The 15,661-nt window shown below is 61.8% G+C and carries 15 protein-coding genes and 1 riboswitch; of the genes, 6 read left to right on the top strand and 9 right to left on the bottom strand.

Annotation, left to right across the window (positions count from 1 at the left end):
* Nucleotides 1–12 precede the first annotated feature (12 nt).
* Complete coding sequence (dinB, locus tag BLW69_RS03790; RefSeq protein WP_092660013.1) at nt 13–1,107, bottom strand: DNA polymerase IV; 1,095 nt, start codon at nt 1,105–1,107, stop codon at nt 13–15.
* 158 nt (nt 1,108–1,265) lie between these two features.
* Here dinB and BLW69_RS03795 point away from each other — a divergent pair, with 158 nt between their 5' ends.
* Entirely contained in the window at nt 1,266–1,574 is a 309-nt protein-coding gene (locus tag BLW69_RS03795) for a hypothetical protein (protein ID WP_062455075.1), read from the top strand.
* A 50-nt stretch (nt 1,575–1,624) separates the two neighbouring features.
* On the opposite strand, the gene BLW69_RS03800 is transcribed toward BLW69_RS03795, so the two are convergent.
* On the bottom strand, nt 1,625–3,037 hold the full coding sequence (locus BLW69_RS03800; RefSeq protein WP_280141279.1) for an FAD/NAD(P)-binding protein: 1,413 nt from the start codon (nt 3,035–3,037) through the stop codon (nt 1,625–1,627).
* 54 nt (nt 3,038–3,091) lie between these two features.
* On the opposite strand from BLW69_RS03800, the gene BLW69_RS22500 reads away from it, so the two are divergent.
* Nucleotides 3,092–3,469 carry a hypothetical protein gene (locus tag BLW69_RS22500; RefSeq protein ID WP_139283779.1) on the top strand — a complete coding sequence of 126 codons (378 nt, stop codon included), beginning with the start codon at nt 3,092–3,094 and terminating at the stop codon, nt 3,467–3,469.
* A 124-nt stretch (nt 3,470–3,593) separates the two neighbouring features.
* On the opposite strand, the gene BLW69_RS03810 is transcribed toward BLW69_RS22500, so the two are convergent.
* Complete coding sequence (locus tag BLW69_RS03810; RefSeq protein ID WP_092660019.1) at nt 3,594–4,070, bottom strand: DUF3597 domain-containing protein; 477 nt, start codon at nt 4,068–4,070, stop codon at nt 3,594–3,596.
* A 62-nt stretch (nt 4,071–4,132) separates the two neighbouring features.
* Nucleotides 4,133–4,537 (bottom strand): hypothetical protein, encoded by a 405-nt coding sequence (locus BLW69_RS03815; protein WP_139283781.1) that lies wholly within the window; start codon nt 4,535–4,537, stop codon nt 4,133–4,135.
* 174 nt (nt 4,538–4,711) lie between these two features.
* On the opposite strand from BLW69_RS03815, the gene BLW69_RS03820 reads away from it, so the two are divergent.
* Nucleotides 4,712–7,273, top strand: a complete 2,562-nt coding sequence (locus tag BLW69_RS03820; protein ID WP_092660022.1) for a GcvT family protein — start codon at nt 4,712–4,714, stop codon at nt 7,271–7,273.
* A 75-nt stretch (nt 7,274–7,348) separates the two neighbouring features.
* On the opposite strand, the gene ftsZ is transcribed toward BLW69_RS03820, so the two are convergent.
* Nucleotides 7,349–8,344, bottom strand: a complete 996-nt coding sequence (gene ftsZ / locus BLW69_RS03825) for a cell division protein FtsZ (protein ID WP_062455086.1) — start codon at nt 8,342–8,344, stop codon at nt 7,349–7,351.
* Between the two features lie 293 nt (nt 8,345–8,637).
* Nucleotides 8,638–8,833, top strand: a riboswitch (cobalamin riboswitch).
* Nucleotides 8,834–8,962: 129 nt separating this feature from the next.
* On the opposite strand from ftsZ, the gene BLW69_RS03830 reads away from it, so the two are divergent.
* From BLW69_RS03830 to BLW69_RS03840, 3 genes are all read left to right on the top strand, one after another.
* Nucleotides 8,963–9,970: an ABC transporter substrate-binding protein gene (locus tag BLW69_RS03830; RefSeq protein WP_092661023.1), complete on the top strand. Its 1,008-nt coding sequence runs from the start codon at nt 8,963–8,965 to the stop codon at nt 9,968–9,970.
* A gap of 80 nt (nt 9,971–10,050) precedes the next feature.
* On the top strand, nt 10,051–11,082 hold the full coding sequence (locus BLW69_RS03835; protein WP_092660024.1) for a FecCD family ABC transporter permease: 1,032 nt from the start codon (nt 10,051–10,053) through the stop codon (nt 11,080–11,082).
* Nucleotides 11,079–11,864 carry an ABC transporter ATP-binding protein gene (locus BLW69_RS03840; RefSeq protein ID WP_092660026.1) on the top strand — a complete coding sequence of 262 codons (786 nt, stop codon included), beginning with the start codon at nt 11,079–11,081 and terminating at the stop codon, nt 11,862–11,864. Before BLW69_RS03835 ends, BLW69_RS03840 begins: the two co-directional genes overlap by 4 nt.
* Nucleotides 11,865–11,870: 6 nt before the next feature.
* Here BLW69_RS03840 and BLW69_RS03845 read toward each other — a convergent pair whose 3' ends face one another.
* From BLW69_RS03845 to BLW69_RS03860, 4 genes are read right to left on the bottom strand one after another with little or no spacing between them, the layout of a single operon-like run.
* Nucleotides 11,871–12,731: a bifunctional 5,10-methylenetetrahydrofolate dehydrogenase/5,10-methenyltetrahydrofolate cyclohydrolase gene (locus BLW69_RS03845; protein ID WP_210184900.1), complete on the bottom strand. Its 861-nt coding sequence runs from the start codon at nt 12,729–12,731 to the stop codon at nt 11,871–11,873.
* 2 nt (nt 12,732–12,733) lie between these two features.
* Nucleotides 12,734–13,903, bottom strand: a complete 1,170-nt coding sequence (locus tag BLW69_RS03850) for a hypothetical protein (RefSeq protein ID WP_210184901.1) — start codon at nt 13,901–13,903, stop codon at nt 12,734–12,736.
* Nucleotides 13,904–13,950: 47 nt separating this feature from the next.
* Complete coding sequence (locus tag BLW69_RS03855; RefSeq protein ID WP_092660030.1) at nt 13,951–14,835, bottom strand: ABC transporter permease; 885 nt, start codon at nt 14,833–14,835, stop codon at nt 13,951–13,953.
* A 5-nt stretch (nt 14,836–14,840) separates the two neighbouring features.
* The gene (locus BLW69_RS03860; protein WP_175487239.1) at nt 14,841–15,641 is read right to left on the bottom strand and encodes an ABC transporter ATP-binding protein; all 801 of its coding nucleotides are present in this window, start codon (nt 15,639–15,641) and stop codon (nt 14,841–14,843) included.
* Nucleotides 15,642–15,661 lie beyond the last annotated feature (20 nt).

Below are 15,661 nucleotides of genomic sequence, written 5' to 3' on the forward strand. Positions count from 1 at the left end.
TGTGCTTGTCGATTATAAATCGAGACCGAGCTGCGGTTGTTCCACGTCATCCGGCCCGGCGCCGACCAGCGAAGAGAGGGATACGCCCAGCAGCCTTACCGAACGCCGGAAAGGGTAGACGGTAGCCAGGAGCCCCGATGCCGCCGCCAGCACTTCCGCGACGCTTGCATAGGGGAGGGACGCCGTGCGGCTGCGTGTCGCCTGGGTGAAGTCGGAATATTTGATCTTCACGGTGACGGTCTTGCCCGAAATGCGATGCGCTTCGCAGTGGCGCCAGACCTTTTCGGCAAGTGGCCTCAGTTCGGCGGTCGCAAGGTCGAGGGCGTCGATATCCTCGACAAACGTATCCTCGGCGCCGACGGATTTGCGGATCCGGTCGGGACGGACCTGGCGCTCGTCGATGCCGCGGGCGATGCCGTAGAAATAGGGTCCGGATTTGCCAAAGCTCTCGGCGAGAAACTGCAGCGACTTCGACTTGAGGTCAGCGCCGGTCTCGATGCCGTATTTTTTCATCCGCTCGGCAGTCGCCGGCCCGACGCCGTGGAATTTCTTGACCGGCAGCGATTCCGCGAAGCCCGGACCGTTCTTTGGCGTGATCACGGCCTGACCATTCGGCTTGTTGAGATCGCTTGCCATCTTGGCGAGGAACTTGTTGTAGGAAATGCCGGCCGATGCGTTGAGGCCCGTCACCTGCTTGATCTTGGCCCGGATCTCCAGCGCAATCTCGGTGGCGATCTCCATGCCCTTCAGGTTCTCGGTGACGTCGAGATAGGCCTCATCAAGCGACAGCGGTTCGATCAGCGGCGTATATTCCGCAAAGATCTCCCGGATCTGCTGGGATACCGATTTGTAGACCTCGAATCGCGGCGGCACGAAGATCAGGTCCGGACATTTGCGCTTGGCCGTGACGGAGGGCATGGCGGAGTGAACGCCGAAGGCGCGCGCCTCGTAGCTTGCGGCCGCCACCACACCGCGCGCCGCAGATCCGCCGACCGCCAGCGGCTTGCCGCGCAGGTCAGGATTGTCGCGCTGCTCGACGGAGGCGTAGAACGCATCCATGTCGACATGGATGATCTTGCGGGTGGATATGGGGACCGTGACATTCATGCGGGCGTGCGGTTTGCTGGATCGTATGGAAACAAAAAGAGAACATAGCAGTCTTCCGACAAATATCCAAGCTCTCTGACCAGCTTCCTGTGCATGAGGGAAACAAGCGGGCTTTGAAGGCGTTTGCTTCTGGTGATCTAGCAACAGGAGACAGTTTCATGGCTGACGACAGCACGACAACCATTCGAGCGACTTTCGACACCCGTGCGGCGGCAGACCTTGCGGTCGAACATCTGGTTCAGCAGCACGGTATCTCGCGTCCGGATATCTTCATCCAGTCCGTCGGTGCCGACAACACGGTCGGATCCGCTCCGTCGGGTGGCGATGCGTCGCATGATGGCGGAGAGCGCACCGATGGCCCGCTGGAGGGCGAGATCGAGGTTTCCGCCGATATCACCGAGAGCAAGATGGCGGCGGTGCAGAAGAGTTTTGGCGAAGCAGGCGCGATACGCGTGACCGGCCGCTGATTTAGTGAACCGAGGGGCCGGCTCTCAGCCGGCTCCGTATGGCGGTGAGCTCAGAGGTTTGCTGCAATCGAATCGGCGACGAGCAGCGCATGTTCGGCAACCTGCGGAAAGCCCATCAGCTCGCCAAAATGTCCGCGTGCCAGCGGTCCGGCGATGAAAAGCCTTGGTTCGGACTTGCCATCCGCGTCTATCGCGTTGGACTGCTCGTTGCAGGAAAGACCAAGCCCCGTCGGATCGAGGTGCAGAAAGCCGTGATCGCCGAGTTGCCGCAGCCATTGCTGGCTCTGCAGCACGTTGCCGTGGGCCGGGCCGGTCGTGACCGCGACGGCATCGAACTGGCGGACTTCGACACCATTCTTCCCGCGCCGCTTGATGGTGACATCGATCATGTCTCCGTCGGTGCTGACGTCGACGATGCCTGCGGCGAGGATATCGAGCCTGCCGGCTGCCGCCTCCGCGTCGAGCACGTCTTCCACCTGCGGCGCAATCCGGAAGCGGTGGACGTCCCAATAGGGACGCAGGTGTCGCACGATCCGGCGGCGTGCCTCGAGCGGCAGATGCTTCCAGATGCCGCCGCCTTGCGAGCGCAACTGGTCGAGAACCGCATGCCAGGTCTGACCCTCTGCCTGCGCTTCCCTGATCGCGGCCCGCACGCGGTGCAGGATCTCGGATGCGCTTGTGGCGGGATGGTCGAGAAAGTCACCGAACGGTTCCTGCGCAAAGGTGGCGTGTCCGCGCGAGCGCAGGCCACGGCGCGAGAGGGCGGTAATGCTGCCGCTATGCCCGCAACGCTTCAACGAAGCGATAACATCTGCGGAGGTCAGCCCGTTGCCGACGACGAGGACCCGATCGTCGGCCCGGATCGGCGTCAATGCGTTCGGCGCTGTCGGGTCCGCGACATAGCGTGGATGCTCGGCCAGTCGTCTCAAGGAGCGTGGGGCAACGGGAGCAGGGTGGGTGGCAGCGATCACCAGGATATCGGCAACCAGCGTCTGCCCGGTGGTATCGGTGACATGCCATTGGTCTTGCCGCTTTTCGACGCCGGTCACCGCGGCGCAGATATGGCGGACGGCTCCTGATGCCAAAAGAGGTTGAAGGTTGGACAGGACATAGTTTCCGAAGATGCCCCGGCGCGGAAACACGTTGCCATCGGCGCGAAATGCCGCCTCATCGTCCGCAACGGAGCCGGTCGTTTCCATCCATCTCGAAAAATGCTCGGGATCGCCAGGAAGTATGCTCATTCGCGTTGCCGGGACGTTGATCCGGTGCACCGGGTCCCGCGTATCGTAGGCCAGGCCCCTGCCGATTTCCGCACGCGGCTCGAAAATGGTGATGTCGACGGCGTCCGCCTTGTGGCCCGTCGCGAGATGGAAAGCGACCGCTGCTCCGGTCACGCCGCCGCCGATAATGGCGATTGAAGATCGTGTTGGTTTAGGCCGTTCAGACGTCGTCGATGCTGTCACTGTCAGTCACTTCGGTTAGACGCGGCCGCTCTTTTAAACTCGCACGGTACGTCGTTGAATCAAAAATCGATAGGCGCTGCGCTTGCAAAAACGGGCTTTTTCCTAGGCATCGGAAACGGAGCACGTTTATCCCTTGGCGCGGCTAAATTTAGTCCAGTGTTCTCGCAGGCAATATTGTTCACGACTCCCTCTGACGCGACATTACACATCAAAGATCGGGAAGGAATGGAGAGCGTGATGATTGGTGGCGGCTTTTCGATATTTGGGATCGATCTGTTCGGATCGACAAGGCAGTTGGCCGGTGACCGAAAAGAAGAAGCCGCGGCATTGCCACGGCTCGAGACGCAGAAGGTCGAGGAGACTGATGCCGATCGACTGACGGATACCGACCAGCAGGACATTTTTCTCTGGAGTACGTCTCTCGCCTACTGAGACATGACGCGGAAGCCGGTCTCAGCCGGGCCTTCGTCATGTCTCAACCGTCCGGATGACGGGAATCGCAAGCAGTTTTCATCAGATAGAAGTTCGGGCGCCCGCAGTGGAGCGCCCGAAACCATTAATCGAGAAGTTCGGCAGGCACCTTGCCGCCGTTTTCGGACAGCTTCTTCAGCAGCGCCTTGTGTAGCCACATGTTCATCGTGGCGGAATCGCTCTGGTCGCCGGGGTAGCCGAGTTCGTCGGCCAGTTCCTTGCGCTCCGAAAGGCTCGCGTCCATGCCGAGGGCCTTCATCAGGTCGACGATCGAATGCTTCCAGTCGAGCTTCTGGCCGCTCTTCTTGACGGCTGCGTCGAGGACCGGTGCGATATCGACGGTCTGCATCGTGGCAGAGGTCGAGCCTGGAGTTGCGACTGGCGGTGCGCCTGCAGTCTTCGGAGCAGCCTGGGCTGTTCCGCCGACCGGCGGGGCTGTGGTCGCAGCAGGTTCTGGCGTTGCCATGGACGTCGGTGTCGGCTCGGCGCCTGTTGGCGAAGCCGGTGCTGCTGCTGCAGGATGACCGAAGATGGCGTCCTTGATCTTGCTGAATATGCTCATGGATAGTTCCTCCGTTGGTTTATGCCATACATGGTACGAGATCACGTCGATGACGGATCACTTTAGTTCTGCGGGACGACGACGCGATCGCCGCGTGAGCCGCGGTCTGAACGGTCCGGTCCACCACGACCGCTGGAACGGTCACGGCCATCGCGACCACCCCGATCATTGCGGCCGTCGCGGTCGTTGCGGATGTAGCCGGGGCGCTCCGGGCGGTCGCCACGGTTCCAGTCCCGATGCGGGCGATCGTTGTCACGGTCGGGCCGGCGTCCGTCGTGACGGCCGTGGTGGCGATCGCGATCCCGGTTATGACGGTAGCGGTAGTTCGGACCGTCGTAACGGTTGAACCGGTCGTAGCGATCGGACGAACGATACTCGGTGTAGGTGCCGCCTTCGCTGACGCAGCCCGCCAGCATCAGGCAGGCAAGACCGACAGCGGTCACCGCCTTCAATGCTCTGAATTTCATGTGATTGCCCCTGTTACCATTTTATCGAGTGCTAAACAGGAGAAGGGGCCAAGAAGTTCCTCATATACCTCTTCGGGCGTGCGTGGCGCTGCAACAGTTTTTGATGTCGTAATCTGAGGTGACCTGGCGCGTCTGTCCCTCTAGTATCGCGGCTTCACTCGGTTGGGGCATGCAATGGCAGAATTTCCGCAAAAGGCTAAGGTCGTCATCATCGGGCTCGGTGGCATCGTCGGTGCGTCGATCGCGCACCACCTTGTCGAGCGCGGCTGGGATGATATCGTCGGCATCGACAAGTCTGGGGTCCCGACCGATATCGGGTCGACCGCGCATGCCTCGGACTTCTGCTACACGACCAGCCATGACTACCTGTCGGTCTGGACCACCCAGTATTCGATCGATTTCTACGAGAAGATGGGGCACTACGCCCGCATCGGCGGTCTCGAAGTCGCGCGCACCGGCGACGATGCCTGGATGGAAGAGATCAAGCGCAAGCTGACCTCTGCCAAGGCCTTCGGCACCCGGGCGCATTACGTCTCGCCGTCCGAGATCAAGGCGATGTTCCCGCTGATCGAAGAGGATCAGGTGCAGGGCGGTCTGTTCGATCCGGATGCAGGCCTTGTCATTCCGCGCTCGCAGACTGTCGCCGGCAAGCTGGTGGACGCCGCCGAAAAAGCCGGAAAGCTCAAGGTATTTGGCAATACGGCGGCGCAGTCTCTGATTATCGAGGGCGGCCGCATCAAGGGCGTCGTCACCCACCGCGGCACGATCATGGCCGACCATGTCGTCGTCTGCGCCGGCATCTGGGGCCGGCTGATTGCCGAGATGGCGGGCGAGGATCTGCCGGTCATGCCGGTCGATCATCCGCTGACCTTTTTCGGGCCCTATAACGAGTTCGAAGGCACCGGCAAGGAAATCGGCTATCCGCTTTTGCGCGACCAGGGCAATTCGGCCTATATGCGCGACACCGGCGATCCGAAGACGACCGAAGGCGGGCAGATCGAGTGGGGTTATTACGAGACCACCCATCCGCGCCTCTGTCATCCCCGCGACATTCTTGAGAAGCACGAAGCGCGGCTGTCGCCGTCGCAGCGCGATCTCGACATGGAACAGATCATCGAGCCGCTGGAAAAGGCGATCGAGCTGACGCCGATCCTTGGCGAGCTCGGCTATAACGAAGGGCATTCGTTCAACGGTCTCTTGCAGGTGTCGGCCGGCGGCGGTGCCTCCTGCGGCGAAAGCCAGAAGGTGCGCGGGCTCTGGTACTGCGTTGCCATCTGGGTCAAGGACGGCCCGGCCTATGGCAAGCTGATCGCCGACTGGATGACCGATGGCCGCACCGAGATCGACCACAACTCGATTGATTATGCGCGCTTCTATCCGCATCAGCTGACGGAAGAGTTCATCGAGGGCCGCACCTTCGAGGCTGCCCAGAAGATCTATTTCCCGGCCGTTCATCCGCGCGAACCCTATGCGACGGGCCGCGGCGCCAAGCGCTCGCCGTTCCACGATCGCGAAAAGGAACTGGGCGGTTACTTCATGGAGCTCGGCGGCTGGGAGCGTGCCCACGGTTACGCCGCCAACGAGCATCTGCTGGAGAAATACGGCGACCGGGTTCCGACGCGCGAAAACGAGTGGGACAGCCGCCACATCTGGCGCGTGTCGAATGCCGAGCATCTGGCGATGAGCGAGGATTGCGGCATCGTCAACCTCTCGCATTTCCACATGGTCGATATAGAGGGGCCCGATCATGTCGAGCTGCTCGAATGGCTGTGTGCGGCCAAGATCGGCGGCGACGGTAATATCGGCAAGGGCATCTACACCCACTTCCTCGACGACGAGGGCATGGTGCGGGCCGATTTCACCGTCTTCCGCCTGGCTGATCGCGGCCGTCTCGTCAACGGCGCCGATGCCGGGCCGCGGGACCTGCTCTACATGAAGCGTGTCGCGCAGGATCGTGGCCTCGACGTCACAATCACCGATGTCTCGGAAAAGTTCATCACCATCGGCATCTGGGGCCCGAACGCGCGCGAGACGCTGAAGAAGGTCGTGGCCGACCCCGATGGTCTCAATGTCGAGAACTTCGCCTTCGCCGCGATCAAGCCTATCGAGATCGCCGGCAAGCATGTCACGGCGTTCCGCATCTCCTATGTGGGCGAGCAGGGCTGGGAACTGCATATGAAATACGAGGACGGCGTTGCCGTCTGGGATGCGCTGCGCGCCACCGGCGTGATGGCCTTTGGCGTCGAGACCTATGCCAACTCACGCCGCATGGAAAAGAGCCTGCGCCTGCAGAACGGCGATCTCCTGACCCAGTACAACCTGATCGAAGCGGATCTTGCCCGTCCGAAGGTCAAGGAAGCCGATTTCCGCGGCAAGGCGAAGCATCTCGAATACAAGGCCCGCGACCATCAGCCGGCGATGCTCTGCACGCTCGTGATGACCGACAATGTCGATGCGTCCGGTGTCGCCCGCTATCCGGTCGGCTCGCTGCCGGTGATGGATCCTGACACGGGCGAGGTTCTGATCGACGACCTTGGACGGCGTTCCTATACGACCTCGATCGCCTACGGCCCGACGATCGGCAAGAACATCGCGCTCGCCTATCTGCCCTGGTCGCATTGCCAGGTCGGCCGGAAACTGACGGTGGATTATTTCAACGAGGCCTTCCCGGTGGAAGTCGCAGCGGTCGGTTACAAGCCGCTCTACGATCCTGAGAACCTTAAGCCGAGAAGCTGATTTCTTCGGATCCGACAAACAAAAAACGCTCCGCGGATGTCCACGGAGCGCTTTTTTTATTGGCTGAGACTGGTCTTAGTACTGCGCAGTCGGGGACGAAGAGCCCTGCTGGTTGCCGTTGAGGCCGGTTGCGACGACCGAAACGCGGAACTTGCCGTCGAGGTTCTTGTCGAAGATCGCGCCGACGACGATGTCGGCCTCGGCTTCGACTTCGTCACGGATGCGGCTCGCAGCTTCGTCGACTTCGAACAGTGTCATGTCGGTACCGCCTGAGATCGAGATGAGCACGCCCTTGGCGCCCTTCATCGAGATGTCGTCGAGCAGCGGATTGGCGATTGCGGCTTCGGCGGCGATCAGCGCGCGGCCATCGCCGGATGCCTCGCCGGTTCCCATCATCGCACGACCCATGCCCTTCATCACCGATTTCACGTCGGCGAAGTCGAGGTTGATCAGGCCTTCCTTGACGATCAGGTCGGTGATGCAGCTGACGCCCGAAAAAAGCACGCGGTCCGCGATCATGAAGGCGTCGGCGAAGCTGGTCTTGGCGTCGGCAATGCGAAACAGGTTCTGGTTCGGAATGACGATGACCGTATCGGCGGCTTCACGCAGGGCTTCGATACCCTCGTTGGCCGTCTTCATGCGGCGATGCCCTTCGAACGAGAAGGGTTTTGTGACGACCGCAACCGTCAGGATGCCGGCAGAGCGCGCTGCGCGTGCAATCGCTGGCGCGGCACCGGTTCCGGTTCCACCACCCATGCCGGCGGTGACGAAACACATGTGCGAGCCGGCGAGATGATCCATGATCTCGTCGATCGATTCTTCGGCGGCCGCGCGGCCGATATCCGGCAGCGAGCCAGCACCGAGACCTTCGGTCACCTGCGCACCCAGCTGGATGCGGCGCGACGCCTTGGATGTCGCCAGAACCTGGGCATCCGTATTGGCGGCGATGAATTCCACGCCGTGGAGATTTTCCGTGATCATGTTGTTGATCGCGTTACCGCCACCGCCTCCGACACCGATCACGGTTATCTGCGGTTTCAATTCGGTCAAGCCGCTCTTAATATCCGTCATCTTCGTCTCCTTCAGCTCCTTCCGGTCGTCCCATACCAGAAGGACGGCGAATCGCCCCGCAGGCTATCTGTCCGCAAGGTCATAGACCAGAGCGCTGTCAGGCCAAAGAGGCAGGAGTAGGGTGAGGGCGATGTCATCGCAATTTAATGTACAGCATCCCTGAATTGAGCGCCTCACGAAGGTCGTGACCAATCCAAAATAGACCGTTGCGTAAATTGGTATGTTATACTATTACACTAGGCAACGGCAGAGATCGCGCGGGGATCGCTCTGGACAAGCACCGGCGTGTTCCCTATCAGTTGGGGCGCTACGGTTCTGCAATCGCAGATGAAAAGGGAATGCGGTGAGGCTTTCGGGCCAAGTCCGCGACTGCCCTCGCAACTGTAAGCGGCGAGCCAGCCATCGATACCACTGATCATCCGATCGGGAAGGCGATGGAAGGCGTTCGAGCCGCAAGTCAGGAGACCTGCCGTGGCATGGACAACCAACACCGGACGAGGGGTTCCGGCAGGGAGATGATTATGTCGCAAGCAATGCGCTCGTGCGCCATTTTGACGTCGAGCCGCGATGCGGCTTCAAGTCGTCCTGCCCTTTTTTCCGATCATTAAAGGACAGGACATGAAATCAGGGCTTATCGCCGCCTTAGTTGCGGCACTTCCCACATTCGCCTTTGCCGCACCGACCAGCTACCCGCTGACGATCGAGAATTGCGGTCGCTCCGTCACGTTCGAGAACGCGCCCCAGAAGATCGTCTCGATCGGTCAGGGCATGACCGAAGTGCTTTATTCGCTCGGGTTGGCCGACAAGGTGGCGGGCACTGCCGTCTGGGTCGGGCCGGTGCTTTTGCCCTATGCCGGAGTTGATGCGAAGATCAAACGGCTTGCCGACAACGACCCGAGCTTTGAATCGGTCGTCAGTCTCGAACCGGATCTGGTTGCTGCCGAGTTCGAGTGGCATGTCGGGCCGATGGGGTCCGTCGGCAAGCGCGAGCAGTTTTCCGATCTCGGCATCAACACCTATGTCTCGCCCGCCGATTGCGTCGCCAAGACCAATGTCGATGGCGGGGACGGCGTTCGCAACGAACTGTTCAAGATGGACCTGATCTACCGCGAGATTACCGAGCTCTCGAAGATCTTCGACGTCGAGGACAGGGGTACGGCCCTGATCGAAGACCTGAAACGACGCGAAGCCGCGGCCGTGGCATCGATCAAGGGTGTTGAGCTAAAGAACCTGCCGATCGTCTTCTGGTATTCCAGCAAGGAAACCAAGGGCGATGCCTTTATCGCCGGCAAGAACAGCGCACCGGCCTATATTCTCAACACGATCGGTGCCCGCAATGTGGTGACGACGGAAGAAGAATGGCCGCTGGTTGGCTGGGAAACGATTGCTGAGGCCAACCCCTCCGTCATCGTCATCGCCACCATGGACCGTCGCCGCTATGCCGCGGATGATCCGGCTGTGAAGATCAAGTTCCTCGAAACCGATCCTGTTGTCAGCCAGCTGGATGCGGTGAGAAAGAAGCGTTTCGTGATGATGGACGCGCAGTCAATGAACCCAACGATCCGCACGATCGAGGGCATCGAGACACTCGCCCGGGGCATCCAGTCCTTCGGCCTCGCGAATTAGGCGCGGCGGGTGATGACGTCTTTCCCTATTGCTGATTTCGACGAGATGGCGGCTGCACCCGATCAGTTCGGGCGTCTAACGTGAGGCGATCCTGCACTGGACGCTGGGTACTGGGTGCCGCGGGCGTGTTCCTCGTTCTCGCCGCGCTTCTCGTCGCCATCGTTGCCGGCGTGGCGATCGGCGAAATGACCATTCCCATGGAGACGACGATCGCTGCGGTGACAAACCGGCTCGGCTTTACGGCCGTGGCCTTGCCGCGCATTCAGGAAGCGGTGATCTGGGATTATCGCCTGTCGCGCTCACTTGTCGCGGCATTTTGCGGCGCCGGGCTGGCGCTGTCGGGGGCGATCCTGCAGTCGCTGCTGCGGAACTCGCTGGCCGAACCGTATGTTCTCGGCATTTCGGCTGGAGCATCGACCGGTGCGGTCAGCGTCATGCTGCTCGGGTTTGGCGCGGGCGCGATCTCGCTTTCCGCCGGAGCCTTTGTCGGCGCGCTGATCGCCTTTGTCTTCGTGGTGATGCTGTCGAGCGGACGCCAGACGGCGGACCGGACCATTCTTGCGGGCGTTGCCGCCTCGCAATTGTTCAACGCGCTGACCTCCTACATCGTCTCGACGTCTGCCAATGCCGAACAGGCGCGCAGCGTGATGTTCTGGCTGCTCGGCAGCCTTGCCGGCGTCCGCTGGCCGGAGGTGACGCTTGCCGCTTCGGTCGTCACCGTCGGGCTCATCGTCTGCATCTGGCATGCGCGGGCGCTCGATGCGTTTACCTTCGGCGAGGATGCGGCCCGTTCGCTCGGCATCGCCGTCCGGCGGGTCCGGGTGCTGCTGCTGCTTGTCACGGCGCTGATGACGGCGACGATCGTCAGCATGGTCGGCGCGATCGGCTTTGTCGGGCTCGTTATTCCACATGCCGCCCGGTTCATCGTAGGCCCTGGCCATATCCGGCTTTTGCCGGCCTGTGCGCTGATCGGGGCGCTGTTCATGGTGCTTGCCGATATCGTCTCGCGCATCGTCATCGCACCGCAGATCCTGCCGATCGGGGTGGTAACCGCGCTGGTCGGCGTTCCCTTTTTCTGCGTCATTCTCTACCGGGCAAGGAGGGTCGCATGACGTCCGACCCCGTCTCCGCCCCGGTCCTGGCCGCAACTGCCGTCCGGTGGCTTGCCGGGCGCAAGGTGATCGTCGATGGCGTCACGGTTTCGGTCGATGAGGGCCGGACGCTCGGGCTGATCGGGCCCAATGGTTCCGGCAAGTCGTCGCTGATCCGACTTCTCGCAGGTCTCCGGCCACCCGCCGCCGGCAATGTCACGCTGGATGGAAAGCCGATGAGCGGTTTCGCACGGCGCGAGCTTGCCAAGCGGGTTTCAGTCGTCGAACAGCATTCGGCAACCGAGGCGAATGTTACCGTCATCGACGTGGTCCGGCTTGGACGCACGCCGTACCGGTCGGCGCTGTCGCCGTGGACGCAAGAGGACGACCGGATCGTGACCGAGGCACTGGTCCGCGTCGGGCTGGACGATCGCCGCGAGCAGTTCTGGCATACGCTGTCGGGGGGCGAGCGTCAGCGCGTGCAGTTGGCCCGGGCGCTCGCACAGTCGCCGGCGGTGCTGATCCTCGACGAACCGACCAACCATCTCGACATCCAGCACCAGATCGACATCCTGCGGCTTGTCTCGGAGCTGCCGCTGACGACGGTCGTCGCGATCCACGATCTCAACCTCGCCGCCCGGTTCTGCGACGTGATCGCGGTGCTTTCCGAAGGACGTCTGGTCGCCTGCGGTTCGCCGGTCGATATTCTGACCGAGAAGATGATCGCAGACGTGTTCGGGGTTGAAGCCCATGTCTCGACCTCGCCGCATCACGGCCGGCTGCATATCCAGTTCCTGATGTGAACCAGTCTAGGCGGCGGCGATCTGCAGCAGGTTGCGCAAGAGCATCGCACGGGTGAGCGCGCCGACCGAACCCTGCGGCGGCGTTACCCAGCCTGCGACATCAGTGACATCGGCCGCTACATCCGAGACCATGGAACCGTCCGTGCCGTAGCTGATGCCGACGCCGACGACGGCGGCACCGGGCTTGACCATGTCTGCGGTGACGAAACCGGGCTGGCCGAGGGCGGCGATGACGATATCGGCGCGCCTGACTTCCTCGGCGATATCCCGAGAGCCGCTATGCAGCAGGGTTACCGTCGTATCGATTCCCTTGGCCGAGAGGAGCATCGCGAGCGGTCGCCCGACGAGCTGGCCGCGGCCGATTATCGCCACCCTGCGTCCGGCAAGCGGAAAGGCATTGTCCTGCAGAAGCGCGAGGATCGCGGCCGGGGTACAGGGCAGCAGGCCGGGCTTTCCCGCCATGAGAAGGCCGAGGTTCTGCGGATGCAGGCCGTCGATATCCTTGGCTGGTGAGACGGCAGTCATCACCCTTATCTCGTCGATCTGATCCGGCAGCGGCAGTTGCACCATCAGGCCATGGATGGCGGGATCGGCGTTCACAGCGGCAATCCGTTCGAGCAGGGCTTCGGTGGTCGTATCCGAGGGCAGGCGCAGGTCGATGGCCTCGATACCGACCTCGACGCAGTCTGCATGTTTTCGGCCGATATAGGTGGCGCTGGCCGGATCGTCTCCCACCAGCACCGTCACCATCTTCGGCGCAATGCCGCGCGCGCGGAGACCGGCAACCTGCGCTGCCATCTCGCGCCTCAGCCGGGCGGCGAGAGCTTCGCCGTCCAGCAGTGTTGCGGTCGTTCTCGGCAGGGTCACGCTCATTTCAGCCCGATCGAGGGATCGATGAAGCGGTTGGTGACGACCTGATCCGGCTTCACATCCGGGTCGGCGCGCTCGTCGAAACGCGGCTTGACCAGTTTGAGCATCTCGGCGACGCGGTCCATGTCGAAATCGCCGATCGTCGCGTTGGGGCCGTTGCCGATAATGCCGGTGTCGACCATCGTCTTTGCGGCATAGGCCATCAGCTCCGGCGCGGTCTTCCACCAGCTGGCAGCGTGACCGGCAGCGTTGAAGTCGACGATCACCTTGTTTGCCTCGGCCGGATCCTTGGCATAGTCGGCAGTTGCTTGCTGCAGAAGCGGGACGAGCTTTGCGAGGCACGGTGCAAGCTCTTCCATTCTAGCCGTCGCGACGGAGAGCATGCCGGTGTAGTTGCGATAGCCGAGGTCGTTCATGTTGAGGTAGCCGATCGGCTTGCCCCAGTTGTTGCCGTGCTCGAACTTGTAGACTTCGCTGGTGACAAAACCCTGGTTCAGCCATGTGCCGTTGTTGGTGACGAAATTCTCGCCGTCGCCGCGATAGCCCTCGACGAACACATCCGCGGGGACGCCCTGCTCGACGAGGTAGAGACCGAAGGTGCGCTTGATGGTCGAGACGTAGATCTTGCCCTTGCCGCTCTCTGCAAAGGTCTCGAGATCGGCGATCGACTTGAAGCCGTCAGGATAGGTGGCCTTGTCCCACAGGAGAACCGTCGGCGCGATATCGAGCGGTGCCATGACGCCGACAACCGGGAAGCGCTTGGAAAAGATAAAGGCGTTGTCCAGTTCCTGATAGCCGAGATGCGGCGTGACACCGGCCTTGGAATTGCCCATGTAAAGCGCCGAATAGGCAGTCTCGCCATCGCCCATGCCAAGCCCGCCGCCACCTTCGAGGATGGTCAGCTCGATGCCGGTCGAGCCGAGGGGACCGGTATATTGGCCTGACGTCATCTCCCCGCCCGAGCCGATCAGCTGATAGAGCGGACCTTGCTCGGCCTGGGCCAGCCAGTCTTTCTGGATGATGAACGGGCTGGGGCAGACATCGGCGAGCGGCGTCTTGTAGCGGCTCTTGGCGAACTCGCCGGCGGTCGCGCCATTTGTAGACAAGGCCGTTGCGAACGTGGCGATCACCACTGCGGTGGTCAGTGTGGCAGTCAGTTTATTTGTCATTTTTGTTCCCCTGATTGCTTTTTTTCTAGGTCAGTTCAGCGGCGGTGTCAGCGTTGCCTGTCGCTCGATTCGTGCCAATGCGCAAACAGCCGGTTCCCGAGCCAGTTGAAGGACAGGTAGACGGTGATCGACAGGGCAGAGGCGACGATCAGCGCGGCATACATCTGCTCGTATTTGAAATCGATTTTGGCGTTCATCAGCAGCTGTCCGAGGCCTCCCTTGCCGGACAGGAAGAACAGTTCTGAAACGATCGCGGCGATGACCGCGAGGCTGCCGGAGATCCGCAAGCCCGCAAACAGCGTCGGTGCCGCAGAGGGCAGCGCGGCCTTGCGCAGCATCACCCACCAGGAGGCATTCTGCAGCTTGAACAGTTCGAGAATGTTGCGATCGACGCTTTTGAGGCCAAGCAGCAGCGTCGTTGGAATGGCGAAGAAGGTGAACAGCGCGACGATCAGCACCTTGGGCAGAAAGCCGAAGCCGAGCGCGCTCTGGATCAGCGGAATGATCGCCATGATCGGGATCGACTGCAGCGCCACGAGATAGGGGAAGACCGCCTTCTCCAGCGCATAGACGCGGAACATGACGATTCCGAGCATGATGCCGACGGGGATAGAGACCGCGAGCCCCGTGATGGCGATGGAGATCGTGGTCAGCGCCCGCATCAGCAGCTCAGAGCGGAAGGCTGCAATGCCGAATGCCTGGCTCCACAGGCCCTCCGCACTCGGCATCAGGAACTGGCGATGGGCCGGAAGGTCGGCCCGGATCAGGGCATAGGCTGCGACGATCAGGATGCCGAGGAGGACAGGCGGTGCGACGCTCAAGACGAGACGGCGGCCGACGCTTGGTGCCGGTGCAAGCGGGACGGGACTGTAGCGTTCGACCTGGGCCTTCAGCGGCGGGGATTTGTAAGCGGCGACAATAGGATCCGACATGGCGCTCAAGCCTCTATGGCATGGCGAAGGGCACGCGATACCGCTCCGCACAGTTTCGAGAATTCCGGCTCGTAACGCAGGTCCGGCTGGCGCGGGAAGGGAAAGCCGATGTCGAACGTATCGATGATGCGGCCGGGACGGCGCGACATCACCACGACCTTGCTCGACATGTAGACGGCCTCGGGAATGGAGTGGGTGACGAAGATGCCGGTGAAACCTTCGCGGCAATGGAGGTCGATCACCTCGTCGTTCAGCCGTTCGCGGGTGATTTCGTCGAGCGCGCCGAACGGTTCGTCGAACATGAAGACGTTGGGATTGAGCGCGAGCGACCGCGCCAGCGAGGCGCGCATCCGCATGCCGCCGGAAAGCCTTCGCGGATAATGGGCCTCGAAGCCGGAAAGGCCGACGAGCTCGATCTTTTCCTTCGCGATTTCGCGGCGTTTGGCGGCCGGGTACCCGCGCAGCTCCATCAGCAGCTCTACATTCCCCTGCACGCGCCGCCATGGCAGCAGGGTCGCATCCTGGAACGTGTAGCCGAGCTGTTGCCGATCGACCCAGACATCGCCGGAACTGTGGCTCGACAGGCCGCTCGCGATCCGCAGCAGCGTCGATTTTCCGCAGCCGGACGGGCCGACGATCGACACGAACTCCCCATGGCCGATAGCAAGGTCGACATCGGAGAGCGCTTCCGTTCCATCCGGGAACGTCATGGAGACCTTTTCGAACACGACGGCATTGCCGCCGGGCAGGGGCGGATGGGGACGTGCACCAATATCGGTGGCGGCGACTGTCGGCGATCCCGTCATGACAAATCCCCTTTTCTCAT

This window comes from Rhizobium sp. NFR12, assembly GCF_900108545.1.
Lineage (GTDB): Bacteria > Pseudomonadota > Alphaproteobacteria > Rhizobiales > Rhizobiaceae > Neorhizobium > Neorhizobium soli.